Annotated in this window: 29 protein-coding genes and 1 pseudogene; 15 read left to right on the top strand and 15 right to left on the bottom strand. The window is 63.2% G+C overall.

The features are described 5' to 3' along the window. Positions 1–76: 76 nt before the first annotated feature. Complete coding sequence (locus DIZ22_RS04175) at positions 77–292, top strand: cold-shock protein (RefSeq protein ID WP_037512246.1); 216 nt, start codon at positions 77–79, stop codon at positions 290–292. A 58-nt stretch (positions 293–350) separates the two neighbouring features. Here the strand turns inward: DIZ22_RS04175 and DIZ22_RS04170 are convergent, their stop codons facing one another. Continuing rightward, the gene (locus DIZ22_RS04170; RefSeq protein WP_048939059.1) at positions 351–953 is read right to left on the bottom strand and encodes a hypothetical protein; all 603 of its coding nucleotides are present in this window, start codon (positions 951–953) and stop codon (positions 351–353) included. Positions 954–1,089: 136 nt separating this feature from the next. On the opposite strand from DIZ22_RS04170, the gene DIZ22_RS04165 reads away from it, so the two are divergent. Together DIZ22_RS04165 and DIZ22_RS04160 are read left to right on the top strand one after the other, a co-directional pair. Then, positions 1,090–1,296: a hypothetical protein gene (locus DIZ22_RS04165; RefSeq protein WP_122927962.1), complete on the top strand. Its 207-nt coding sequence runs from the start codon at positions 1,090–1,092 to the stop codon at positions 1,294–1,296. Positions 1,297–1,475: 179 nt separating this feature from the next. Next, on the top strand, positions 1,476–1,859 hold the full coding sequence (locus tag DIZ22_RS04160; RefSeq protein ID WP_029547555.1) for a glycine zipper 2TM domain-containing protein: 384 nt from the start codon (positions 1,476–1,478) through the stop codon (positions 1,857–1,859). Between the two features lie 63 nt (positions 1,860–1,922). On the opposite strand, the gene DIZ22_RS04155 is transcribed toward DIZ22_RS04160, so the two are convergent. From DIZ22_RS04155 to DIZ22_RS04140, 4 genes are all read right to left on the bottom strand, one after another. Then, the gene (locus DIZ22_RS04155) at positions 1,923–2,855 is read right to left on the bottom strand and encodes an FAD-binding protein (RefSeq protein ID WP_037512249.1); all 933 of its coding nucleotides are present in this window, start codon (positions 2,853–2,855) and stop codon (positions 1,923–1,925) included. Next, positions 2,852–3,601: an electron transfer flavoprotein subunit beta/FixA family protein gene (locus tag DIZ22_RS04150; RefSeq protein WP_004207731.1), complete on the bottom strand. Its 750-nt coding sequence runs from the start codon at positions 3,599–3,601 to the stop codon at positions 2,852–2,854. The genes DIZ22_RS04155 and DIZ22_RS04150 overlap by 4 nt, the downstream gene beginning before the upstream one ends. A gap of 112 nt (positions 3,602–3,713) precedes the next feature. Next, on the bottom strand, positions 3,714–4,913 hold the full coding sequence (sucC, locus tag DIZ22_RS04145; protein ID WP_004207732.1) for an ADP-forming succinate--CoA ligase subunit beta: 1,200 nt from the start codon (positions 4,911–4,913) through the stop codon (positions 3,714–3,716). A gap of 147 nt (positions 4,914–5,060) precedes the next feature. Then, positions 5,061–5,387, bottom strand: a complete 327-nt coding sequence (locus tag DIZ22_RS04140; RefSeq protein ID WP_026109351.1) for a hypothetical protein — start codon at positions 5,385–5,387, stop codon at positions 5,061–5,063. A gap of 66 nt (positions 5,388–5,453) precedes the next feature. On the opposite strand from DIZ22_RS04140, the gene DIZ22_RS04135 reads away from it, so the two are divergent. After that, positions 5,454–5,852 (top strand): low affinity iron permease family protein, encoded by a 399-nt coding sequence (locus DIZ22_RS04135; protein WP_010336658.1) that lies wholly within the window; start codon positions 5,454–5,456, stop codon positions 5,850–5,852. Positions 5,853–5,876: 24 nt separating this feature from the next. On the opposite strand, the gene DIZ22_RS04130 is transcribed toward DIZ22_RS04135, so the two are convergent. Further along, the gene (locus DIZ22_RS04130) at positions 5,877–6,059 is read right to left on the bottom strand and encodes a hypothetical protein (protein ID WP_010336659.1); all 183 of its coding nucleotides are present in this window, start codon (positions 6,057–6,059) and stop codon (positions 5,877–5,879) included. Between the two features lie 113 nt (positions 6,060–6,172). Then, complete coding sequence (gene nhaA / locus DIZ22_RS04125; protein ID WP_048939058.1) at positions 6,173–7,387, bottom strand: Na+/H+ antiporter NhaA; 1,215 nt, start codon at positions 7,385–7,387, stop codon at positions 6,173–6,175. A 195-nt stretch (positions 7,388–7,582) separates the two neighbouring features. Between nhaA and DIZ22_RS04120 the strand changes: the two are divergent. Further along, positions 7,583–8,227, top strand: a pseudogene (locus DIZ22_RS04120) (glycosyltransferase); the annotation flags it as partial. Positions 8,228–8,239: 12 nt separating this feature from the next. On the opposite strand, the gene DIZ22_RS04115 reads toward DIZ22_RS04120, so the two are convergent. The 8 genes from DIZ22_RS04115 to DIZ22_RS04080 all read right to left on the bottom strand — a co-directional run bounded on the left by DIZ22_RS04115 (position 8,240) and on the right by DIZ22_RS04080 (position 13,532). Beyond that, a complete protein-coding gene (locus DIZ22_RS04115) occupies positions 8,240–9,826 on the bottom strand; it encodes a recombinase family protein (protein WP_122927960.1) in 1,587 nt (528 codons plus the stop codon). Between the two features lie 135 nt (positions 9,827–9,961). After that, complete coding sequence (locus tag DIZ22_RS04110; protein WP_122927959.1) at positions 9,962–10,330, bottom strand: hypothetical protein; 369 nt, start codon at positions 10,328–10,330, stop codon at positions 9,962–9,964. Positions 10,331–10,600: 270 nt separating this feature from the next. Then, positions 10,601–11,515, bottom strand: coding sequence for a hypothetical protein (locus DIZ22_RS04100; RefSeq protein ID WP_122927957.1), 915 nt, complete (start codon positions 11,513–11,515; stop codon positions 10,601–10,603). Further along, a complete protein-coding gene (locus DIZ22_RS04095) occupies positions 11,508–11,711 on the bottom strand; it encodes a hypothetical protein (protein ID WP_122927956.1) in 204 nt (67 codons plus the stop codon). Before DIZ22_RS04095 ends, DIZ22_RS04100 begins: the two co-directional genes overlap by 8 nt. A 1-nt stretch (position 11,712) precedes the next feature. Then, a complete protein-coding gene (locus DIZ22_RS21665) occupies positions 11,713–11,880 on the bottom strand; it encodes a hypothetical protein (RefSeq protein WP_164488861.1) in 168 nt (55 codons plus the stop codon). Continuing rightward, complete coding sequence (locus DIZ22_RS04090; protein ID WP_122927955.1) at positions 11,877–12,143, bottom strand: hypothetical protein; 267 nt, start codon at positions 12,141–12,143, stop codon at positions 11,877–11,879. The genes DIZ22_RS21665 and DIZ22_RS04090 overlap by 4 nt, the downstream gene beginning before the upstream one ends. Further along, on the bottom strand, positions 12,140–12,601 hold the full coding sequence (locus DIZ22_RS04085; protein ID WP_164488860.1) for a hypothetical protein: 462 nt from the start codon (positions 12,599–12,601) through the stop codon (positions 12,140–12,142). Before DIZ22_RS04085 ends, DIZ22_RS04090 begins: the two co-directional genes overlap by 4 nt. Before the next feature lie 376 nt (positions 12,602–12,977). Further along, a complete protein-coding gene (locus DIZ22_RS04080) occupies positions 12,978–13,532 on the bottom strand; it encodes an XRE family transcriptional regulator (RefSeq protein ID WP_122927953.1) in 555 nt (184 codons plus the stop codon). A gap of 93 nt (positions 13,533–13,625) precedes the next feature. On the opposite strand from DIZ22_RS04080, the gene DIZ22_RS04075 reads away from it, so the two are divergent. The 10 genes from DIZ22_RS04075 (at position 13,626) to DIZ22_RS04035 (ending at position 22,666) form a co-directional block, all read left to right on the top strand. Next, positions 13,626–13,865: a hypothetical protein gene (locus DIZ22_RS04075; RefSeq protein ID WP_164488831.1), complete on the top strand. Its 240-nt coding sequence runs from the start codon at positions 13,626–13,628 to the stop codon at positions 13,863–13,865. A 1-nt stretch (position 13,866) separates the two neighbouring features. Beyond that, complete coding sequence (locus DIZ22_RS04070; protein ID WP_122927951.1) at positions 13,867–14,355, top strand: hypothetical protein; 489 nt, start codon at positions 13,867–13,869, stop codon at positions 14,353–14,355. Beyond that, on the top strand, positions 14,352–14,864 hold the full coding sequence (locus DIZ22_RS04065; protein WP_164488859.1) for a winged helix-turn-helix domain-containing protein: 513 nt from the start codon (positions 14,352–14,354) through the stop codon (positions 14,862–14,864). Before DIZ22_RS04070 ends, DIZ22_RS04065 begins: the two co-directional genes overlap by 4 nt. 131 nt (positions 14,865–14,995) lie before the next feature. Continuing rightward, a complete protein-coding gene (locus DIZ22_RS21660) occupies positions 14,996–15,166 on the top strand; it encodes a hypothetical protein (protein WP_164488858.1) in 171 nt (56 codons plus the stop codon). Continuing rightward, a complete protein-coding gene (locus tag DIZ22_RS21655) occupies positions 15,163–15,342 on the top strand; it encodes a hypothetical protein (protein ID WP_164488857.1) in 180 nt (59 codons plus the stop codon). Before DIZ22_RS21660 ends, DIZ22_RS21655 begins: the two co-directional genes overlap by 4 nt. A 104-nt stretch (positions 15,343–15,446) precedes the next feature. Then, positions 15,447–15,632, top strand: a complete 186-nt coding sequence (locus DIZ22_RS04060; protein WP_122927949.1) for a hypothetical protein — start codon at positions 15,447–15,449, stop codon at positions 15,630–15,632. A 106-nt stretch (positions 15,633–15,738) separates the two neighbouring features. Further along, positions 15,739–18,870 (top strand): DNA primase, encoded by a 3,132-nt coding sequence (dnaG, locus tag DIZ22_RS04055; protein ID WP_164488856.1) that lies wholly within the window; start codon positions 15,739–15,741, stop codon positions 18,868–18,870. Positions 18,871–19,122: 252 nt separating this feature from the next. Further along, a complete protein-coding gene (locus tag DIZ22_RS04050; protein ID WP_122927947.1) occupies positions 19,123–19,575 on the top strand; it encodes a hypothetical protein in 453 nt (150 codons plus the stop codon). A 459-nt stretch (positions 19,576–20,034) separates the two neighbouring features. Further along, positions 20,035–20,574: a hypothetical protein gene (locus tag DIZ22_RS04040; protein ID WP_122927945.1), complete on the top strand. Its 540-nt coding sequence runs from the start codon at positions 20,035–20,037 to the stop codon at positions 20,572–20,574. Beyond that, entirely contained in the window at positions 20,516–22,666 is a 2,151-nt protein-coding gene (locus DIZ22_RS04035) for a terminase gpA endonuclease subunit (RefSeq protein ID WP_122927944.1), read from the top strand. The genes DIZ22_RS04040 and DIZ22_RS04035 overlap by 59 nt, the downstream gene beginning before the upstream one ends.

The raw sequence follows: 22,666 nt of genomic DNA, 5'->3' as shown, positions 1-22,666 counted from the left end.
TATCTCCCTCTTTCCCTGCCCCTCTAGCGACCCGGCGTGCCCGCCATGGGTCCGCCGCATGAAAGAAGGAAATATCATGAGCAGCATCACCGGAACCGTGAAGTTCTTCAACGCCGACAAGGGCTATGGCTTCATCGAGCCCGACACCGGCGGCCAGGACGCGTTCGTCCACATCAGCGCGGTCGAGCGCGCCGGCCTCGCCACCCTGCGCGAGAAGGACCGCGTGTCCTATGACCTGGAGCAGGACAAGCGCGGCAAGATGGCCGCGGTGAACATCGCCCACGCCGAATAATCGGCCGATAAGCGAATGATCGGGCCGGGCGCCATCTCACCGTGGCGCCCGATCCCGGTCAGATATAATCCTCGGCAATGCTGGCGCCCAGCAGGATCAGGTTCGCCGCGATCAGCATCGCCATGTTCGCGCGCCGGCTCCGCACCCGCAGCAGCGCGACCAGCAGGGTCAGCAGCCCCACCAGCCCGCCCAGCAGGATCGGCGCGGCATAGGGGGCAAGCGGCCCGGCGGGGGCTTCGGCCACCGGCCTCACCTCTTCCAGCACGCCCTGGCCGATCGTGACCGCGACATTGGCCAGCAGCAGCCCGCCGATCACCATCCGCTTCTGCCGGTCATACCAGTCGTCGAAATCGGGCCATTGTTCCGGCTCGTCGGGAAAGATCAGCGACGCGGCGAGATGATAGACGCCCACGATCGCCAGCACCACGACCAGCGTCAGATAGCTCGCATCCATCTGGTCCCGCATGATATAGGCGCTGCCCCAGAAGCTGGTGAGGTCCAGCAGCACGAACAGCCCCAGCAGCGGCGTCAGCCAGCCGATCCGCACCGGCTTGGCGGTCCGCTTGAGCTTGAGCGCGCGGGCAAAGCCGCCCAGCACCTCGGCGATCGCCAGCCCCAGCAGCAACCCGAACACCGCGAACACCAGATCGAATGCCGACATTGCCACCCCCTTGTCACGGCGGCCCCCGCCACCGTCCGTCGCAAGACTAGCAAGGCCTGTCGCGGACGCAATCATGCTCGGAACCCTTGCCGCCGACGCCGGTTCTTTTCCCCGACTGGCAACCAAGGAGTTCCCCATGATCCGCACCCTGATTTTCGGCGCCATCGCCGGCTATGTCGGCAAGAAGCTCTATGACGAGGGCAAGCTGACCGAGTTCAAGGACGACCTCGTCGCCCGCTACAGCGAAGCCAAGGCCAAGCTGGAGGACCAGCGCATCCAGGACAGCCCGGCCCCGGTCGTCACCCCGGCCACGGCCAGCGGCGCCTCGCCCCTGGCGCACTGACGCCCATCCTCTCGGCGGCGCGCCATCTCGACGCGCCGTTGATGCCGTCCGCTCGCTGCCGCACTCCCCTCTCGATGGCAGCGGCGGGCGGTTTCGCGTTTCTGATCAGTATCTTGGCGCAACCTTCGCGCCGCTTGCGGGTTCTCCTCCCGACAGGGAAAAGAAGAGGAGACTATCCCGTGCGTACCCCCATAATGGCGCTTGCCGCCCTTGCCATGCTCCCGCTCGGCGCCTGCGCCTCGGACAATTATGGCGGCGGCTATGGCTATGACCGCCCCGGCGGCTACAACCGTCCGCCCGGCGGCCGTGACCGCGACCGGGATCGCCGCCCGCCGCGCCGCCATCTCGGCGACAATGACCAGATCTACCGCGACCGCGACGGCCGCTATTATTGCAAGCGGGATGACGGCACCACCGGCACCATCGTCGGCGCCCTTGCCGGCGGCGTGCTCGGCAATGTCATCGCTCCCGGCGGCTCCAAGACGCTCGGCACCATCCTGGGCGGTGCCGGCGGCGCCCTTGCCGGTCGGGCCATCGACAAGAACGACATCAACTGCGAATAGCCCGCACAGAAAAAGGGCGTGGGGATCACTCCCCACGCCCTTTCCTACTCAAGCCAAATCAGCTTACAGCTTGCCGGTCAGTTCCGGCACCACCTTGAACAGGTCACCGACCAGGCCGATGTCGGCCACCTGGAAGATCGGCGCATCCTCGTCCTTGTTGATGGCGACGATGGTCTTGCTGTCCTTCATGCCGGCCAGATGCTGGATCGCGCCAGAGATGCCGACCGCGATATAGACTTCCGGGGCGACGATCTTGCCGGTCTGGCCGACCTGATAGTCGTTGGGGACATACCCAGCGTCGACCGCAGCGCGCGAGGCACCGACCGCCGCGCCCAGCTTGTCGGCCAGCGGCATGATATATTCCTCGAAGGTCGGACCGTCCTTCAGCGCGCGGCCACCCGACACGATGATCTTGGCGCTGGTCAGCTCGGGGCGTTCCAGCTTGGCGATCTCGGCGCCGACGAAAGAGGAAATGCCCTTGTCGCCGGTCGAGGCCACAGCTTCCACCGCACCATTGCCGCCTTCTTTGGCCGCCTTTTCAAAGGCCGTTCCGCGAACGGTGATGACCTTCTTGGCGTCCTTCGACTTGACCGTGGCAATCGCGTTGCCGGCATAGATCGGGCGGGTGAAGGTATCTTCGCTCTCGACCGACAGAATGTCGCTGATCTGCATCACGTCCAGCAGGGCGGCGACGCGCGGCGCGATATTCTTGCCGTTGCTGGTGGCCGGCGCGACGAACGCGTCATGATGGCCCATCAGTTCGACGATCAGCGGCGCGACATTCTCTGCCAGCGCATGGCCAAAGGCCGCGTCGTCGGCGACATGGACCTTGCCCACGCCGGCGATCTTGGCGGCTTCGGCGGCAACGCCGTCGACGCCCTGGCCAGCGACCAACAGATGGACTTCGCCCAGCTTGGCTGCAGCGGTCACGGCGGAAAGGGTCGCGTCCTTGACGGCGCCGCCCTCATGTTCAACCCAAACGAGCGTCTTCGTCATGCTGCAACTCCCAGAGCCTTGAGCTTGGCCACCAGTTCATCGACATCGGCAACCTTGATGCCGGCCGAGCGCTTGGGCGGTTCGGAGACCTTGAGCGTCTCCAGACGGGCGGCGATGTCGACGCCGTAATCAGCCGGGGTCTTGTTCGCCAGCGGCTTGGACTTGGCCTTCATGATGTTCGGCAGCGACGCATAGCGCGGCTCGTTGAGGCGCAGGTCGGTGGTGATGATCGCCGGGGTGTTGAGCTTCACCGTCTCCAGGCCGCCATCGACTTCGCGGGTGACGTTGACCTTGTCGCCCTCTACCTCGACCTTGCTGGCAAAGGTGCCCTGCGGCAGGTTCAGCAGCGCGGCGAGCATCTGGCCGGTCTGGTTGCTGTCATCGTCGATCGCCTGCTTGCCCAGGATGATCAGGCCAGCGCCTTCCTCTTCCTGAACCTTGGCGAGCAGCTTGGCAACGCCCAGCGGTTCGACTTCGTCATCGGTCTGGATCAGGATGGCGCGGTCCGCGCCCATCGCCAACGCCGTGCGCAGCGTTTCCTGCGCCTTGGCGACGCCGATCGATACCGCCACGACCTCGGTCGCCGCGCCCTTTTCCTTCAGGCGAATGGCTTCCTCGACGGCGATCTCGTCGAACGGGTTCATGCTCATCTTGACGTTGGCCAGGTCCACGCCCGTGCCATCCGCCTTCACCCGCGGCTTCACATTGTAATCAATAACCCGCTTCACGGGCACAAGGATCTTCATTTCAACATCCTCCATTTTCACGCCATCGCCCGCCAACGCGAACACGGACGTGGGCGACCCGTTTCCAGGTCACCCACGCCCTATGGCGTATCTTCTCAGGTGATTAGGGGGCTCAGGCCGCCTTCCTCACTTCTGCCACGATCTTCTTGGCCGCATCGCCCAGATCGTCGGCGGGGACGATCGGCAGACCCGAATTGGCCAGAATGTCCTTGCCCTGCTGGACGTTGGTGCCTTCCAGGCGGACAACCAGCGGAACCGACAGGTTCACTTCCTTGGCAGCCTCGACGATGCCATTGGCAATGATGTCGCACTTCATGATGCCGCCGAAGATGTTGACCAGAATGCCCTTAACGGCCGGGTCCTTCAGGATGATCTTGAACGCCGCGGTCACCTTTTCGGTGGTGGCGCCGCCACCCACGTCCAGGAAGTTGGCGGGGAATTCGCCATTCAGCTTGATGATGTCCATGGTCGCCATGGCCAGGCCAGCGCCGTTCACCATGCAGCCGATGTTGCCGTCCAGCTTGATGTAGGCGAGGTCGTACTTCGACGCTTCGACTTCGGCCGCATCTTCCTCGGTCAGGTCGCGCAGTTCGGCGATGTCCTTGTGACGGAACATGGCGTTGCCGTCGAAACCGACCTTGGCGTCGAGGACGAGGAGGTTGCCCTGCTCGGTCAGCGCCAGCGGGTTGACTTCGATCTGCTCGGCGTCGGTGTCGAGGAACGCGGCGTAGAGCGACGCAGCAACCTTCGAAGCCTGCTTGGCGAGGTCGCCGGTCAGGCCGAGCGCAGCGGCAACGGCGCGGCCGTGGTGCGGCTGGAAGCCGGTGGCCGGATCGACCGAGAAGCTGTGGATCTTTTCGGGGGTCGAGTGGGCGACCTCTTCAATGTCCATGCCGCCTTCGGTCGACACGACGAAGGCGATGCGGCTGGTGGCGCGATCGACCAGCAACGCCAAGTAGAATTCCTTGGCGATGTCGGCGCCGTCGGTGATGTACAGACGATTGACCTGCTTGCCCGCTTCGCCGGTCTGGATGGTGACCAGCGTGTTGCCGAGCATGTCGGTGGCGTGGGCCTTCACCTCGTCCAGGTTGAAGGCGAGGCGGACGCCGCCCTTGGCTTCGGGGGCCAGTTCCTTGAACTTGCCCTTGCCGCGGCCACCAGCGTGGATCTGCGACTTCACGACATAGAGCGGCCCGGGCAGCTTCTTGGCGGCCTCGACGGCTTCCTCGACGGTGAAGGCAGCGTGACCGGCGGCGATCGGCGCGCCATACTTGGCGAGCAGTTCCTTCGCCTGATATTCGTGAATGTTCATGGGCTAGCCCGTCCTTTGTTCACAGGAAAACTGTTGAGGCGGGTTAAGCACAGGCGAGGAAGCAGGGCCAGAGCCATTTCGCAAAACGACTTTGCAAAATTGCAAAACCCTTGCGAAACCCGACCCTGCTTTATTGTGAAATCGGCGTCAGAAGGAGCAGTGAATGGCGGCCTTGCTGGTCACCAGGAAAATCTCCGGATCCTCCAGCGCACGGACTTTATAGAGGAGTTCATCCATGCTCATCTTGCCCATGTGCGACTTGTGGAGCGATGCGATCGACTGGAGCCGCCGCAACTGCACCAAACTGAGCCGATCAACCATGCGTTCGGCCATGCAGCCCGCCATTCGCGGCGAAAGACCAGCGTCGATCAATCCGGCACGCACACGTGATTCGGGGGAAACGCTGGCGCAGGAGGCCAGCAGAAGGGAGCCGGCGAGCGCGCCGATCGTTGCACGAAAAGATATGGTTGCCATGGGCATGGCCATGACAGCAGATGGCTGAACAGAGCCTAAATGCGCAGGACATCCAAAGGAGTTTGCATGGATCGGATATTTTCCGCCCTGTCGGCACGGATCGCCAGTTGGACCGGCCAGCCGCTCGCCTTCATCCTGGCGGTCGGCGTGGTATTGATCTGGGGCGTGACCGGCCCACTCTTTCATTATTCCGACACTTGGCAACTGGTGATCAATACCGGCACGACCATCGTAACCTTCCTGATGGTCTTCCTGATCCAGAATGCCCAGAACCGTGACGGCGCCGCGATCCAGGCCAAGCTCGACGAACTGATCCGTTCAATCGAGACTGCGCGCAACGACTTCATCGGCATCGAACATCTGACCGAAGCCGAACTGGAAAAGATCAAGAAGATATTGGAGCGCGAATGCGGTGCCGATGGCCCGCATCAGGAAGTTATCGATCGCCTGATTTCCCGTCGATAGCGCGATGGCGCAACGATCGGAGGATCAATGCGCCGGAATGATCAGCCTCTCCTGCTGCTCATTGCGTCTGCGATAGGCTTCGACCTGATCGATATAACCGCGTGCCAGCCCTTCATAGGCAGCGCGCCCCTCGGGCGATGCTGTTGCCTGCGCGTTGATCAGCGACATCTGCTGGCGGTGCAGCAGATAATTGACGTCCGTCTCCATCGGTTCGCCCTCCTCCCGTATTTTTCGAAAGTGCGGTCGGCGCGCTGACGCGAAGCGAGTCGCGGCAACGGCAAGGAGATAGTAGCATGAAGGTTAATGCTACGCGATTCCCCTCACCCTGCGCCCCGCGCGACTGATCGCGGTGTCGGCGCAAAACGCAGCACCGCATAACCGCACAGCGCGGACAGCAAGGATCCGCCAAGGATGCCGATCTTGGCCTCCTCGACCAGCAATGGCTGCCCCGGAAAGGCGAGCGCGCCGATGAACAGGCTCATGGTGAAGCCAATGCCGCACAACAGCGCCATGCCGTAAATCTGCACCCAGGTCGCCCCCGAAGGCCGCGCCGCGATGCCCAGTTTCTGCGCCAGCCAGATGCTGCCGAACACGCCCAGTTGCTTGCCAAGCAGCAGCCCGAGCGCCACGCCGATCGGCAAGGGGCTGAGCAGAGCGCCGATCGCTTCGCCATTGAGCGTGATGCCGGCATTGGCAAAGCCGAAGAGCGGCACGATCAGATAGGCGCTCCAGGGATGGATCAGATGTTCCAGGCGATGGAGCGGACTGTCCACCGCATCCGGCGCACCCGGCGTGCGATTGACCGGGATGGTGATGGCGGCGAGCACGCCCGCGATCGTGGCATGCACGCCCGACAGTAGCATCAGATACCAGAGCAGCAGGAAGCCGATGAGATAAGGTGCCAAGGCCCGCACGCCGACGCGGTTCATGCCGAACATGACCAGCAGGACGATAAAGGCGCCGGCCAAAGCCATGACATCCAGCCCCTGGCTATAGGCCAGCGCAATGATCGCGACCGCCCCCATGTCGTCGACGATCGCGACAGCCGTCAGGAACAGCTTGATCGATGCGGGAGCCCGCGATCCCAGCAGCGCCAGAACCCCGATCGCGAAGGCAATATCCGTGGCCGCCGGGATCGCCCAGCCGCGCGCCAGGGCCGGTTCCCCAGCCGTAACGGCCAGATAGACCAGCGCTGGCGCGATCATGCCCGCCCCCGCCGCGATGAAAGGCAGGCGCCGCCTCTCCCAGGTGGACAGTCCGCCATCGACGAACTCACGTTTGATCTCCAGCCCGACCAGCAGGAAGAAGATCGCCATCAGTCCGTCATTGACCCACAAATGGATCGTCGTGGGACCGAGCGCAGGAGCAAGCACCGGCCCCGTCACCATATGGAAGATGTCATGATAGACATGGCCGGCAGCACCCGGAAGATTCGCCATGATCATTGCGATCGCGGCCGAAATCATCAGCAAGACGCCACTGCCTGCTTCTCCCTTCAGGAAATTCCTGAGGGCGGACACGGGCCGTTCGGTCACGTCTCTTCTCCATAAGTGCTTGCCGGTATTGCCATTCTTCCCCCTTAGGGAAATTTCCGCTCAGGTCCAACCCAGATCAGCCGGCCAATGTTGACAGACTTTCTCCAAAATACTTGGAAGACCGCTGTTCTCATGACATAAATTCGCCCTGCCGCATGGCGATCGGGACAGGGGGAATCCGGGATCGTGGGGGACATGCTCTTTGGCGCGCTACAGGCGCTGCATTATGAGATATTGTTGTTCGCGGTCATCGGCTTCGCATTGGGCGGGCTGGATGATCTGGCGATCGACCTTCTGTTCCTGATCCGCCGAGCCTGGCGGGCGGTCCGGCATCCTCGCCGCCTCCGCATGACGATGGCGACATTGCCACCTTCATCGACGCCCGGCCGTATCGCCATCTTCATTCCCGCCTGGCAGGAAGCGGACGTCATCGGCGCAATGTTGCGCCATGCCGTACATTGCTGGGGCGATGCCGATTATCGCATATTCGTCGGCGCCTATCCCAATGATCCGGCGACGATCGACGCGATCGCATCAGCCGCCATCGATCAACCCCATATCATATTGTGCCTGAATGACCGCCCCGGCCCGACTACCAAGGCCGATTGCCTGAACATCAACTGGCGCAGCATGCTGGCGGAGGAAGGTCGAAGCGGCATCCGGTTCAAGGCCGTCGTCATGCATGATGCCGAAGACGTCGTGCATCCCGATGAAATCCGGCTGTTCGATCATATGATCGACCGGTTCGCGCTGGTGCAATTGCCGGTACTGCCACTACCGGGTCGCGGCACCTGGTTTTCCCGTGCCATCGCCAATCATTATTGTGATGAGTTTGCCGAAACGAATTGGCCGTTAGCGCAATTGTGAAAACTGCTGTCCGCCGGTTGCGATCGAAAGGATTTCATCCATCTGGCGGACCACTTGCACGACAACGCCGCGCTGGCGATCGAGGCGCGGCCGGACAATGATGCTGGATATGATGGATCGCAGTCGCGGGATCGCCTCAAGCTGCGCTTCGGGATCGGCTAGGGCCGCCTCCAGCTCTTCCACCTGGCGCCTATAGACTTCCTCCACATGCGGATGCAGCGCCAGAACATTCGGGACGGCGTCCATGCTGGCGAGCTGACGTTGCAGCGCTTCCTTGTCTGCGCGGGCGCTGGTCAGCATGTCGCGGATTTCTTCGAACTCGCTGCCGCCATCGGTGAAGGCCTGTAACATGCGCTTCATCCGGCGCTCGGCTTCCTCCAGCTTGCGTTCCAGCTTCGCCCGGTCGCGGCCCATGTCGGCGCTCTGTCGGGCGAAGTCGCGGTGATATTCGCGGACATAGGCGCTGACCACGTCGGGCGACAGCATGCCTTCCTTCAGGTCATCCAAAACCATCCGCTCGAATATGTGCGTGCCGACAAGGCGATTGTTGGTGCAGGCCTTGCCGTAGCGGTAATTGCTGCATCCCCAGAACTTGCTGGAGCGCAGCACCCAACGCGCGCCGCACGCCTCACAGACGCCAAGCCCGGAGAGAATATGCTTGGGCCGGCGCTGTCGTTCGGGGCGCACGCCCTGGTTCGATGCCAAGCGGGCCTGCACCTGTTGCCACAGATCATCATCAATGATCCGCAAGTGCGCGATTTCTTGGCGCTCGACCACGTCTTCGCCGTTCGGCCGCATCAGCCGCTGGCGGGTCTGCGGGTTGACCACCGTCCGGCTGCGGCCATAGGTGACGACGCCGACATATGTTTCGTTGCGCAAGATGCCGCGCTTGTGGCGCGTATCGCCACTGATCGCAGTTTCATGCCAGATGCCGCCGCGCGATCCAGCGACGCCATCGGCATTAAGGCCGGCGGCAATCGCGTTCGGGCTGCGGCCTGCCGCATATTCGCGAAAGATACGGCGAACGATGTCGGCCTTGTCCGGGTCAATTTCCCGTAGGCCGCGCACGATCTGGCCGCGATCGTCCAACCGGTTCGCCTGTCGATATCCATAGGCGATGCTGCCGGGGATGCGCCCCTGTTTCAGCGTGCCGATCTGGCCGCGCCGAACGCGCTTGGCAAGGTCGGTTCGGAATTGCGCGTCGGTAAAACCCTTGATCAGGCCAATCATGGGTGTGACCGCGCCGTCGAACAGGGTGAACAGCCGGGCGCCAGCGAATTCGATGCGCTCGCGGAGAATATGCGCATCAGCAACGTGGCGAGATATGCGGTCGGTCGACTCTGCCAGCACCTGATCGACGCCGCCAGCCTCCACCATGCGCATCATGGCATTGAGGCCGGGGCGCTGATCCGCGCCGATGCCGGCAGCGCCGGAAATGGCGGCGTCCTCGAAGGCGCCAATAACGGTCCAGCCTTCGTCGGCGGCGCGCTTGCGACACAGCGCGATCTGGTCCGCTGTCGATCGCGGGTTCTGGTTATCGCTGCTGAAGCGGGCGTAAATGACCGTTCGCACGGGCGTCCTCCTGTCGGCCGCCTCCCTGCGCGGCGCGAAGGGCGGCAATGTCTCTCTTCACCTGCATCCGCGCAAGGGCTTCCGCAAAGGCGATCATGTTCGGGTCGGCCGCTGGCCGGATTTTTGTGGGCGCGCTCACGCGGCGGCCCTTTCGGGATGCTCTGGCACCGGCTGGTCCAGCACGTAGAGCAAGGTGAACTGAATTGCATATTGCAGATCGCGCAGGCCTCGCACCTTTCCGGGCAGCTTATAGAAAGCTTCCGGTGCTTTCCGCAGGGTGGCCGCAATACTCTCGACCATGATCCGCTTATGCTCGACCGGCCAATGGATCGGCCGGCGCTCGCCATTCAGGATGCGCGCGAAATGCTCGATGTTGGACCAGATTATTTCGTCCTCGATCGCAGTGTGGCTGTCTAGTCTGCCCGCGCGTTCCCACGCCACCTTGCGGCGGGCGCGTTCCTCGCGGGCGATCTGGACCAGCTGGAAGGGTGCGGGCCGGGTCATTGCACAGTCTCGTGCGTGAGGCGGCCGTGGCGATCGAGCGCGGGCGGCTGGTCCGGCAACCGATTTATGCCAGTGTGCCTGAACGGATCGAGGCAGCGCCAGATGCTATCTCGCACATCAAACCGAAACCACTTGCCGCCCGCGCGCGCCTCTCGATAGTCATTCCAGAGGAACTGCAAGTCGCCTTCCCGCCAAGGGCGCGCTTCATGAGTGACGATTGCGCCATCACGCCATACCGGCCTCGGATCGGGGCGCATCAAGTCCAAAAGGTCAGCCAACGCGTGCGTCCCCCGGAAGGCCGCAGGTGCATGGGACTGCATGGGCATCCTTTAGCGCCCCCCCATCATCGTCCCAGCACACGCGTGAGGCGAAGGCTTCTGCGGCCTTGTCGAGCTGGCGCAGGGTGTCGTGGCCGGCCTGCTGCTCATCGACGCTCTCGCGTCCATACTCATCAAGCACTTCCCGCGCAGCCACGACCAGAGCAGCGACATCGGCGGGAACTGCTGGGGCGAGCGCACGGCGGGCCTCGCGGATCAGCACGGCCGTCCACTGCTGCGCGTCTTCGGCAAGGCTGTGCCATTCGGGTGCGGCGTAGACGCGCAGCACTGGATTGCTGTCGACAAGGGCGTGGGCAAGGCGAAGCTCTTCCTGAGTAGGAAGCGGCGTCCGCCCCACCCCGGCAGGCGCGGCGAGATTGAGCATGGCGACGATGCCCTGCGCCTCCGGTTCTGACAGGAAGCGCTGTTCTTCGTCGAGATCATCAGAAGCGGCGCGGCAAATATACCAGCGGCCATCGGGTATCTTGAACGGACGCGCCTCATATTGTGGCGGGGTCCGCACGATGTGGCGCGGATCGAGATAGTCGAGGATGCGGGTATAGAAGAGCGCTTCCTCTGCGTCGTCGGGGCCGCCCTGGGCGTCGATCGACAGGCGAAACGCATCAGCCAGCTTTTCGCCGACCGATACCGCAAAGGCAGTGTCGCCCAGCTGGTTGCCTTCGCGGGCGAAGGTCAGCAGTTCGTGGGCCGCCTCGCTCGCGCAGCTCGCCGCCGCGATAGCCTTGGACCGGGTGTCGGGCACCGCGATGCCGAAGCCGCATTCGCAAATGATGGTGTCGCGGCCGGCGCAATCGCGGGTCGACCAGCTGCGATCGCAATTGGGGCAGCAAAGGATCAGCTTAGACATGCTTGGCCTCCAGTTCAGCGACGCGGGCGCGCAGCTGCATGTTGTCTTGGTGCAGGGTGCTGAGCCGCGCGCGGTAGCTGGTGTTGCTGCGACACAGGCGGCGGACATCATTGGCGCGCTTGCGTTCGGCGATCCCGTCGAGATAGGAAGCGACGCCCATCGCGGTGTTGACGGCGGTTACGGCCCGGCTGTCCATGTCAGTCGATCCTTTCGAAGCCGGTGGGGGTGAGGCGCGAGAAGCCGGTGCTGGTCATTTCGACATCGCCCAGCTTCTTCACGGTGTGGGCCGGGCCGGGCACCGGCTTGCGCCATGGCGGGCGGTAGCGCGTCGCCGGGCGGCGATCGGCAAGGGTGCGGCGGCTCATCGGCGAGCCTCTCGCAGGCTTTCCAAGATGCTATCGAAGTCGATGGCCTCCAGATCGTCTTGCGCAGAGGTCAAGGCGTCCACAGCTGCATCCGCGGCTTCATAACGCTCGCTCCCCTGCATGTTCTCGGGGATGGCGTCTCGGTAGCTTTCTTCGTCAGCGCGGATATCGGCGACAATCTGGGCCTGCATTTCCAGTTCCATCTGGATGCGTTCGATCGCGGCTATCGCGCCGTCAATTTCCTTACGGCGGTCCCGGTTCATGCCGGCACCACCTTCGCCGTGCGGCGATAGACCGGGCTGAGGGTCGGGCCGGTGCCGGCCCAGCCAGCCTTGTGCCAGCCCAGCCCGCGCATGATTTCGACCAGATGATAATTGTCCCGGAAGGCCGGGACTTCGCCGGCAGCGTGGGCGGCATGGAGATGGTGGCCCAGATCGCGCAGGACCACTTCGTTACGATCGCGCAGGTGGCGGGCGACATGGAGGGCAAGGCGCTTGGTATCGCGGCCGATGCCCTTGACCGCCTGGATGCCGTCGCGGTCGACCAGATTGGCATCGACCAGATCAGCGACGGCTTCGCGGCGGCGGCCCTGCGCGCCCGCCCCGTCGCGGACGATCAGCGCGGTGGCGCCATTGTCGAACAGCTGGCGGATCGTCCAGCGCAGGCCCTTCGACAGCACGACGCTGCCGGGAAACGGAAACTCTGTAGGCGCATGAAGCATGATTGCCTCCCGTTGAGTGAACGGGAGGCTTGTGCGATAATCGCATATTACGTGTCAAATTATATTTCTGCGATTATCGCATAGTTCGTTTACCCGATTGATCTATGTTCCTTTTATGTTCCATTTGAACAGAGGGAAATGTGGGGCGAATCGATAATGCTACTGACCATTCCGACCTATCGCGTGGTTTGCTTTGGCCGGCCTGCGGGGCCATGGCGCCTTCGGCTGACGGCCGCTCGGCGCGACGCAATCGCGGACGGATTGGGGTGCTACGATGAATGGGGAGGCTACTTCGATATCGTGCCTGGCGCGATCGAAGAGAAACGAGTTTCGCCTAAGCTGCTTGGCCTTTCAGATAAGCAGCTAGCCGAAATGATCACATCCGAGCGGCGCGCCAAATTATCCGTCCGACAACGTCAAAGCTCTCGCCACCAAGCAAAATCTCCTTATGCGAGGGATTTGACGAGCAGGGCACGAGACGCGCGGGGTCGGACTTGAATTGCTTGAAGGTGGCCTCACCCTCTGCATTCAAAACAACGTAGTAACGATTGCTGAAGAGAACTCGATCGTCCGGGTCGATGATCACGGTGGCGCCATCATCCACAAGCAAGTCCATTGAATCTCCCGACACGCGCAGAGCAAAGGCCCTAGCCGGAATTGACGGGTCCGGTGTCGGAACGACATCGATAGGATGCTGAAGAGCCTCCCGCCAGTTCCCGGCGGAAACTTGGCCAATGACGGGCAGCGACCTTAAGATCGGCTGCGACGCACCTAGCACCTCCTTTATCGCTTCCATCTCCGACACAGTGATGCGCCTCTTGCCGTTCAGCGATTTGTTGAGCTTGTTCTGATCGATGCCAATGCGCCGCGCCAGCTCAGACTGGCTCATATCGTGCTGATTGAGCAGCTGCAGAATGTCTTCAGGGTCCATAGGGCCACATTGCGACACAGTGCGATATTCGCAATTTCTATAATCGAATAAGCACCCTTGCCAATCATCTGCGATTATCGCATAGGTCGCCTTATGAGCGATCAAGCCAATTTCATTATTGATGAGCTGGGCGGCACCGCTGCCGTGGCTCGCATGACGAAGAACCCGACTTCGACAGTCCACAGCTGGCGTAAGAATGGCTTGTCCCCTTCGCGTCTCGATCACCTGCGGTTAGCCGCCAAGGAAGAGGGGCTAAGCTGGCCCCTCGATATTGCTGAACCAGTGATGTCGTCACCCGATAGCGCGCCCAAAAATATCGGGCAGGCCGCCTGATATGGCGCGGGGGGCGGAAAATCTGGGGCCGGCAGATATCGCGATCAGCGAGGCCACGGCCGATGCAGTGCATGCAGCCGGTCGACAGGTCTATGTCAGCCGCATGCTGGAGCGCAGCCAATCCACGGTGGCGCAGTGGGGCAATAGCGAAGTCGCTGAATTCATTCCGCTGCGCCTGGTGCCGGTGGTGGAGAATATGTCCGCCGGTCAGGATGGATGGCCGCATATCACCCGCGCGTTGGCGAAGATGCAGGGTTTCGAGCTGTTCCGCCTGCCCGCGCCGGAAGGCGAGGCCATGGATTGGCTGGCCCAGATCGGCATCCTGTCGACCGAAGGGGCGGATATCACCCGCAAAATCTGCACGGCGATGGGCGACCGCAAGGTGTGCGCCCACGATGTGAAGCGGCTGGGCATGATCGAGGATGCGGAACAGTTGGTCAGCGTGGCGGTCGCCATACTTGCCCGGCTGCGCGCGGTGGCGGGGGAATGACGTTCATGAAGCCGGAACAATTTCGCAGCTGGGCCGAACGCGCGCAGCCGGGTGAAGACGTGGTCTATGCCGAAGGCGTCCGCCCCGGCGACGCGATCGGCGCCATGGTGCGCAGCCTGCATGATGCCGGGCTGGTCGCCATGACCAGCAAGCGGGTCGATGGCCGGCTGCGCTTCATCGCGCAGCGCCTGCCCGATCCGCGCCCGTCGCAGCTTCGCGCCCGACAGGTGCCGCAGCGTGGCTGGTTCCAGCTGGCGGCCAATGACGGCGCGATGACGACGCGGGCAGTGCTGCGCATCCTGCAACAGGCGGCAGCGCGCGGCCTGCCCTGCCCCACAAATGAGGAACTGGCCAAGCGGGTCGGCCTGAATGGCAAGGTAGCGGCGTCCTATCGCGTCCGCCGCCTGGTGCAGCTGGGCAAGATCAGCGTGGAAGAGCCTTCGCCGCTGGAACGGCGGGTGGTGACCATCCTGGCCACCGGCAAGCAGACACAAAGGGCGATGCTGTGACCGCCGCCCTTCCCCCTTTCAAATCCGTCGCCTTCGGGTCGCACGACGGAACGGGCGCGGCGCCCAGCCCTGTGGCAGCCGCGCCCGCCAAACACTGAGGCGGCGCGGCGGTGGAGCGGGGCGGGACCGACATGGAGACCAGCCTGACACCCGGTGAACTCTATCGCCGCGCGCGCCGGATCGAGGCGCTGGCCCGGATCATCATGGATTGCACCACGCGCGGTTCCCGCAGCGCCGACAGCGCGCGGGCCAGCCAGTTGCTCAAGGAAATCGGCGCCATTGCCGGGGAAGGAAGCGAATGATGGGTATCCTGAACAAGCAGGCCTTCGGCCGCCTGCCGGTGCCGAAGATCGACGCCGAACCGCTGCGCGTGGTGCGCATCCCCTGCCCGCGTTGCGGGACGGTGAATTGCGCTGACCATAGCGCGAGCGCGCTGACCTCGCGGGTGGTGACGCCGGCTTTTTGGCGGGGCGCCTGACAGGATCGACGGGGCTTGCAGGCCCCGCCGTGGCCGCAAACGTCAGCGGCTCGATACAGGCGTGACCAGTCGGAGAGGCGGCGATTTCCCACAAGAGAGGTGCGATGATGAACGATCTGAAATTCGAGCTGGGCCAGCATGTTCGCCTGAAGACCAGCGATGAAGAAGGCCATGTGGTGGGCCGCGCCGAATATGAGGCGTCCGAACCGGCCTATTATATCCGCTATCGCGGCGGCGACGGTCGCCAGATCGAAGCGTGGTGGGGCGAAAGCGCCCTGACCGAAGCCTAAATCATGTCGCCCTGGGCACGGCAGGAAAAGGCCCAACCTCTCGCATCGCCATCATTGTTTTGCCTGATTTTCGGGGTGGGATTTCTTGTCTCTTTCACAGTCATTCTTGGACGAAGTCCGCGCCCGCACGACGCTTTCGACGCTGATCGGCCGTGCCATCAAGGTCGAAAAGGCCGGCAAGGAACAGAAGGCCTGCTGCCCGTTCCATCATGAGAAAACGCCCAGCTTCACGATCAATGATGAAAAGGGCTTCTATCATTGCTTCGGTTGCGGCGCGCATGGCGACGCGATCCGGTGGCTGACCGATCATGGCGGGCTGGATTTCATCGACGCAGTCAAGGAGCTGGCCGGCGCGGCCGGACTGGACATGCCAACCCGGTCGCCCGAAGAGGCGCGGCGCGAGGAACGGCGGATCGAGGCCGGCGACGTGCTGGGCCGTGCCGCCGACTGGTATCAGATGCAGCTGCGCCAGAGCCGCAGCGCCTATGCCCAGCTGACCGCGCGCGGCCTGACGGAAGAAACCATAGCCCGCTTTGGCCTGGGCTATGCGCCGGGGCAACAGTCGGTCGGCGCGATCGGCCTGGCGCCTGACGCCCTTGCGGGCTTTGGCCTGATGGCTGAAACACCGGACGGTTATCGCGACCGGTTTCGGGGCCGGATCATGGTGCCGATCGCCGATGCGCGCGGCCGGATCGTGGCCTTTGGCGGTCGGGCTACGCGCGATGGCCAGCTGCCCAAATATGTGAACAGCGAGGGATCGACCTTCGCCAAAGGATCTACCCTCTACAATCTCCACCGGGCGTCGCCGGCAGCGCGATCGGCGCGACGCCTGATCGTCGTGGAAGGTTATTTCGATGTCATCGCCCTGGATCAGGTCGGGATATCCGAAGCCGTCGCACCGATGGGCACGGCCATCACGGTCGAACAGCTGGAACGCGTCTGGCGTGTCAGCGAAGCGCCGATCATCCTGATGGACGGCGATGAAGCGGGGCAGAAAGCCGCCATTCGCGCGGCCGAACGCGCGCTGCCGCTGGTCGCGCCGGGCCGTGGGCTGTCCTTCGCCACCCTTCCGGACGGTTCCGACCCTGACGATCTGGCGCGATCGGGCGGCCGGGAAGCGATTGACGTGGTCCTGTCCGCTGCGGTTCCGCTAGTTGACCTGCTGTGGAGCGCAGCGCTTGCACAGGGAAATGCGGCGACGCCTGAAGGCAAGGCCGGCATCTGGCAGCGCCTGGCGCAGTTGGCGGCGGGTATCGCCGATGCTGAAACCCGTGCGCAATATCAGGCCGAATGGCGGGCGCGATTTGATCAGGCCTTCCCGCCCCCGCCGCCGTGGGCGCGCGATTTCGATACCCTTCCGACCGGAAGGCTGGAAGCTCTGTCCGAACAGCCGGGGCCGGTGCAGGCGCGATTGAAGCGGATTGCGCAGGAATGGTTCGACAAGCGTCTGGAATATCTGGAGCCGACCAAGGCGGCGATCCTACGCCTCGCCTTTGTCGCGGGGCGGCGGGCTGGTGCCGGGCTGCTGGCGGAAGCGGCGGTCAAGGATCGGCTGTGGCGCGATGCTGGCGATGTCGACGGCGTAGAGAATGCCGATGTCGACCGGGCGATAGGCGACGGGGTCAAGAAGCCGTGGGATATCGGGCCTGATATCGTCATGATGGATTGCGCCGTACTGCCCATGACCGATTTCGGCATCGGCGAACGACTGATCGCCCGCCATGGCGAGCAATTCCGCTTCACCACGGCCAAGGGCTGGTTGGGGTGGGACGATCGCCGCTGGCGCGTTCTGGATCAGGAAAAGGATGGTCCGCCGCCCGCTGAGCTGCAAAAGGCGATCTTCGACACGATCCGCGACATGCAATCCGAAGCGCGGATCATGCGGCAGACCGGTGTCTATCAGGCGGAGGAAAACCCGCACGGCCTCGACCAGTATATCCCCAAGGGTAAGAACTTCGTCCTGCTGTCGACCATCTTGGCCGGATATGGTCGGCAAAGCGAGCAGGCGGGAAAGCCGTCTTCCATCGCGAAGCTGGCGCAAAAATGGCTGACCGTCGCGATCGAGGCTTTCGATTGCGATCCGCTCGCCATCAACGTGTTGAACGGGACGCTGCGGTTCGAACGGTATCAGGATGAGGAAGGGCGCCGCCGGGCGCGCTTCTCGCTGGAGCCGCACTCGCGCGCTGACCTCAACACGAAGCTGGCGCCGGTGGCGTTCGATCCCGACGCGATCAGCACGATCTATGACAGCTTCTTCGCCTGGGCGCATCCTGACGAAGGTATGCGGCGCTATCTGCATCAGGTCGCCGGCTATACCGCGACGGGCGACACCGGCGAACAGAAGCTGTGGTTTCACTATGGCCTGGGCGCCAACGGTAAATCGACGGCGATGGACCTGTGGGCGCATGTGCTGGGCGACTATGCCGGCACGATCGGCATCGAAACCTTTCTGGATCAGGGGATCAAGAAACGCGGCGATGCTGCCTCGCCCGATCTGGCGCGCCTGGGCGGTGTCCGCCTGTTGCGCGCGTCGGAACCGGAACGCGGTTCGCGGCTGAATGAAGCGCTGGTAAAGGCGGCGACGGGCGGCGAGCCTATGGCCGTGCGCGCGCTGCATCGCGGCTTCTTCGACCTCCTGCCCCTCTTCAAGCTGCATATCGGCGGCAACTATAAGCCCGATATTCCGGGCACCGACGAAGGCATATGGCGGCGCATGAAGCTGGTGCCGTGGAACGCCCATGTGAAGGATGGCGAGCGCGACGAACGTCTGCCGTTCAAGCTGCGCGACGAAGCGCCGGGCGTCCTCAACCATATTGTGCGCGGCCTGCTGGACTGGCTGGCCAACGGTCTGATCGAGCCGGATGCGGTGCGCGAGGCGACCCAGCAATATCGCGAGGATAGCGACCCGCTGGCGCGCTTCCTCAAGCTCTGCACCGCGCAAGACCCGCAGGGGCGCATCCAGTCCTCGCGGCTCTACGAAGTGTTTCAGGCGTGGTGCAAGGCCGCTGGCGAAAAGGAATGGAGCCAAAAGGGCTTCAGCAAAGCGATGCTGGACAAGGGCTTCACCAAGAAGGCCAGCGACGGGATGCAGTGGCTGGGCATGCGCCTGATCCGCGATGCCAGTGACTTCGTGGATGAACATGGGCGCGTGCGCGCCGAACTGCCGCCATCGGCCGATGACATCCCCGCGATCACAGAGCCGCCTCCTGACATGGATGACTGGGTGCCGCCCTTCTAGCGGCGGCGGTTTGAAGGCGGATGCTTCCGGTCTGGAAGGGTGGCGGAAGCATCATGGAAGGAAGAAAGCGCGGATTTCTGCGCCATTGGAAGGGTTGGAAGGGTTTGCCGAATGTTTCCTTCGTATGTGCGGGCGGGCGCGGGCGCATGTGCGAGCTATAATATTCATAAATCATTCCAATCCTTCCAATGCTTCCAGATTAGAAATTAAGTCATTGATTATACATCGGTTTATAGTCGGAAGGGTTGAGCGATGATGGTTCCGGCCATGGAAGGGTCACAGTTCTGGGCATTCGCGGACGTGGAAGAGCGTCTGGTCGAGGCGATGCGGCTGTGGTGGCATGTCGAGGGCGCGGGCTGGCCGTTCGCTTCGGACGGTCCGTGGCACCTGATCGGCGAGGATCGCACTTGGGATTGGGACTTAGATCGGCGACCCGATGTTCGGGTGCCCAAGCTGCCCTTGTCGCGCGATCAGATGCGGCGCCGGGACGAGGCGACGGCATGGCTGCGGCACGCGCCTGATCGCGATCGGCGGTTGGTTGTGCTGGGTGTCACGGCGCTGGCAGCTGGGCGGAAGCGGGTGCCGTTCCGCGCCTTGCTGCGGCCTATGGGCCTTCGGACGGGCGCGGAGGGGCTGCGCAAGCGATACTCGCGCGCCATCAACGCGATTTGCCAAGTGCTGAACGCCGCAGAAATGCGCGCATAGAGACGGCGCAAGGGGTAGAATGTGATGGTTGCGAAATATTCTTTGTCCGCCTTTGCCTCCGAAACTGCTATCCAGTGGATACGCTGGTGGCGGGCCTATGGGCGCGGAACTGGCGCGGACCTCTCCAACCTGATGACGCCTCGCCCTGCCCATGCAGCGCGGGGCGTCGTCATTTGCGACCGCGTCGCGGTAGGGGACGGAATGCGCCGGGGCTGCGACCGCGTCGCAAATGCCAGCAACGAAATTGCGCAGGCGGGCGCGGCGCGACAGAATATTGCGCCCACCCCCCTTTGGGTCCTCCCCGCTCGCGAGCCTATACGGGGGCCGAAGGCGATGGACGTGCAACTGCGTCGGGATTTTTTCTAGGCTTTTGTTTTTCTTTCGGTTTTGATCATGCGCGGCTCACTCTCTGAACTCGCCTCCCTCGCGGGGATGCCTTCCGAGCCCACGCTTCGGAAGATGATTGCCACCGACCCGGACTTCCCGGGTATCGTGAAGTTCGGGAAAAACGGCGACGCCTACGAAATCGATCTGGATGTTGCAGGCCGCTACATCCAGTCGCTCGATCAGGCCAAGCGTGACGCCGCGCGGAACCGTCGCGAAGAGCTGGACCTGTTCGCGCAGGGTTTGGGGCTGTCGATGCCCACTGCCGAACCCGGCCTGACGGTCGCGGATCGCAAGGCGCTGCTGGAAGAGGAAATCGTCGCGATCAAGCTGAGCAAGCTGCGCGGCGAAATGATCGAAAAGGCCGGCGTTGAAGCCGCCATAGGCGAGCTGCTGGTGTGGTTTCAGCAAGCGGGGGCGACTTTCTCGGCCCGGCTGGCAAAACGCGCGGATGTTCCGCGCGAACTCCAGATCGAAATCGATACGCTGATGGCGGCCGATCAGTCGGCATTGGCGCAACGGATGAAGGAACTAGCGGAGAAGACGGCGGGAAGTGATGGCGACGATGGCAGTGACATCCTTGCCAGCACCGCGTTGGACGCTCCGACCGGTTGAAACTGGGGCGCAACTCTTCGCGCGTCTGTCACACCTGTATGCCCCGCGCGAAAAGCTCCCCGTCAGTGAGTGGGCGCGGAAGAATACAGATTTCGATCTGGACGCGCTGCCCTGGCATCGCGTCGTCATGGATGCGCTGGGCGCGCCTCAGACGGGCGAAGTTGGACTGTTGGGGCCGTCACAGGGCGGTAAATCAACGATCGGCCTGTGCTGGTTAGGGTCGCTGATTGATCAGGACCCGTCCGATTTCATGATGGTACAGCCGGACCGGATTGCGACCCAGACATTTGTCGTCACGCGGATACAGCCATTTGTCGACAAGACAGCGGCAATTCGGCGCAAGCTGCTGCAAACGGCGAGCGCCAACAATATATTCCTGAAGCAATTTCAGGGCATGTTCGTCATGTCGATCTGGCCGGTGCCCAGCCAGTTCGCGCAGCGTCCGGTTCGCTGCGGTTGGCTAGACGATTATGACCAGATGGACAGCGACGTTGGCGGCACCGCTGACGAAGCGGGGCAAGGCTCGGCAATCAAGCTGCTGAGCGGCCGACAGACTACCTATGAGGGTCGCGACACCAAGTTTGTGTCATCGTCCCCCGCCGACGAAGCCGGCGGCAAAACAGAAGCCTTCGTGGAAAGCGGAACCGACGAAAGCCTGCACCCCGAATGTCCGTCGTGCGGCGATCGGTGGAAAATCGATATCCGGCGCGACCTGAAATTTGATCGGACCGGTGGCCCCGAACTTGCGGAGCGCACTGCCTTCGTCACTTGCGCATCCGGTTGCGTGCTGGAGCCGAAAGATCGGCGGGCCTTGCTCAATAGCCTGAAGCGTTTGCCTGAAGGCGGGTTTGTCGCGGACAAGCCGGATGCAGGTCCGTGGCGCAGGACATTCCGCGTCGATGGGCTCATGGCTTTCACCAGTTGGCCGACGTTGGCGCGCGAACTGCGCGACGCGGAAATCGCTTGGGAGACGAGGCAGGACGAAGGGGCGCTGCGCACCTTCTGGAATACGAAGGGTGGGAAAAACTATCGGTCGATCCTGTCCGGGGAAAAGCCGCTGCAGCGCGCCGACCTGGCGAAGCGCCGCGACCCGACCTTTGCAATCGGCACCGTACCGGCAGGCGTCAAGGTCATCGTCATAGTTGTCGATGCGCAGGCGGCTAGCTTCGAATGTGCCGCAATCGGGTTCGGCGACAAGCTGGAAAGCTGGATCATCGACCGGTGGTCGATCGATGTTCTGGAAGACGGAACGCCAATCCGCCCGTTTGACGAACCATCCCATGCGGAGGCCTTGCTGCCGCTGTGGCGCAAGACATGGCCTCTGGCCGATGGGTCGGGCGATAGCCCGCCAGCTTTGTCGGTTGCGATCGACACCGGCGGTGGCGGGCGCAAGGAAGACAGCTGGACGAAATCGGCGCAAGCATTGTGGCATAAGGCCACGGGGCCCAGCACTCGTCAGGGCTGGGGTATCGAGCGGCGCCGGATCACTTTGTTGAAAGGGGGCAGCAAGCCGAATTCGCCGCGTCTGATGCCGCAGGGTGAATTTGCGGACAAGAAGATATCCGGCGGTGCGAAAAAAAATTCGCCGGACCTGTGGTTGCCCAACGTCCACCGGATCAAGAACATCATCGACGTGCGCCTGCGCAAGTCGGCGCGGGGGCCGGGCTACATCAACATACCCGGCGCCGATCGGCCCGGCAGTCGGACGCGCCATGTTTCCGAAGGTGAGCCAGGACTGAGTGATGAGTATCTGGATGAAATCGCCGCCGAAGAACTGAAGGACGGCCGCTGGGTCAAGCTTCGAGCGCGGAACGAAACGCTCGATCACCTGGTCTATGCCTATGCGTCGATCCTGAAGCCCCCCTTCGCGCAGAGTCGCGATCATATGCGCTGGGTGCCCGCCGCCTACCGCGTGCCGGACCAGGCCATCGCGATAGCCCCGGCCAACGATGCGCCTGCGGCGATCGTCGTCGTGCAGAAGAAAGTGGACATTGTGGCACCGGGTCGATCGCGCCCTGCCCCGGCCAAGTCGCCAACGCGGCGGGACTGGCTGACATCGACGCGATCCGACTGGCTACAACGGAGACGATAA

This window comes from Sphingobium sp. LF-16 (assembly GCF_003711185.1).
Classification (GTDB): Bacteria; Pseudomonadota; Alphaproteobacteria; order Sphingomonadales; family Sphingomonadaceae; genus Sphingobium; species Sphingobium yanoikuyae_A.
Note: the sequence above shows the minus strand (reverse complement) of the source record. Positions and strands in the feature narration are given on the sequence as shown.